Source organism: Pseudoalteromonas sp. RB2-MNA-CIBAN-0110, from assembly GCF_040309305.1.
Lineage (GTDB): Bacteria > Pseudomonadota > Gammaproteobacteria > Enterobacterales > Alteromonadaceae > Pseudoalteromonas > Pseudoalteromonas arctica.
Genome location: NZ_JBEOOQ010000086.1, coordinates 1 through 1336, shown reverse-complemented (window position 1 = coordinate 1336; position 1336 = coordinate 1). Strand labels below are relative to the sequence as shown.

Here is a 1336-nt window from a genome sequence, read left to right as displayed (position 1 = left end):
TAACCTGATGTAATGGTCTCCTCCCTATACGGCATCTATGTGCCATGATTAAAGTGGTTACAATAATCAAAGGGAGAAGACCAAAATGAAGATTACAACAATTGGTTTAGACATAGCAAAAAGATTTTTCCATGTGGTGTGCTGCAATGAACAAGGGCGCTTAGTTAAAAAGAAAATGTTAAAGCGTGCGCAAGTGTTATCTTTTTTCCAACAACACACTACGTGTTTAGTTGCTTTAGAGGCCTGTGCAACTTCTCATTTTTGGGCTCGAGAAATCAGAAAATGTGGTCATGAGATAAAGCTTATTCCACCTCAGCATGTAAAAGCCTTCTTAGTTGGCAATAAAAATGATTATAACGATGCTTTAGCAATTAGCGTTGCTTCAAAACAACATCATATTAAGAGTGTCTGTATAAAATCAGTTGAGCAACAAGATAACCAAGCACAGCACAAAGCGAGAGAATTAGCGGTCAGACAAAGAACGGCACTATGCAATCAAATCCGAGGCTTAACTGCTGAATACGGAATTATTTTAAATCAGGGTGTAAACACAATACGCAAAAGTATCCCCCTAATTTTAGAAGATGAAAATACCGGATTATCAGGCGCATTTAAAGCGGTACTAAAGCAGTTAGAAACACAATTGAGTAACTTAGACAGCTGCATTGAAACTTACAGTACATTAATAGTTGAAACAGCAAAAAATAATGATATTTGCCAACGGATCCAAACAATACCTGGATTTGGTCCTATGGTATCAAGCGCCTATTTCAATGAAGTTGGAAATGGCAGTAACTATAAAAGAGGCCGCGATGTTTCAGCGTCTTTAGGTATCGTTCCGCGTCAACACAGTAGTGGCGGAAAAGATACTTTACTTGGGATAAGTAAGCGAGGAAATAGCTACTTAAGGTGCCTGTTGATCCAAGGAGCAAAAGCTGTTGTCTCAAGAGCAAAAACGAAGAATGATAAATTAAGTCAATGGATAAACCGACTGGTTCAAACTCGAGGGCATAATCGAGCATGTGTAGCTTATGCCAACAAGATGGCGAGAATGGCTTGGGCTATTAGCGCTTCAGGTGAGAGTTACTCACCCGTATAAATACTCTTCAAAGAATTGCGTAAGTGGCTAAAACGATGACATAACAGGTCAAACCTGCATATTGAAAACCTATAGAGTTCAGTGGTAGTAAATACCGATAACCTGATCAGGACAGTATGCGCGGATTACATCAAGGTCAGAAGTAATAATCTTCACTAAAAGACCGTATATATGACAGCAAACCTGTCCCTGCTATCGTTGAATGACACCTTGCAATACTGGAGGAGACCATATATG

At 39.2% G+C, this 1336-nt stretch carries 1 protein-coding gene; it reads left to right on the top strand.

Annotation, left to right across the window (positions count from 1 at the left end; genetic code table 11):
- The first annotated feature begins 85 nt into the window (after nt 1-85).
- Entirely contained in the window at nt 86-1099 is a 1014-nt protein-coding gene (locus AAEY68_RS20625) for an IS110 family RNA-guided transposase (RefSeq protein ID WP_010555531.1), read from the top strand.
- Nucleotides 1100-1336 lie beyond the last annotated feature (237 nt).

Bases quoted from the DNA above. Each gene is read 5' to 3' on its own strand.
- AAEY68_RS20625 (WP_010555531.1), top strand. From the start codon at position 86: ATGAAGATTACAACAATTGGTTTAGACATAGCAAAAAGATTTTTCCAT.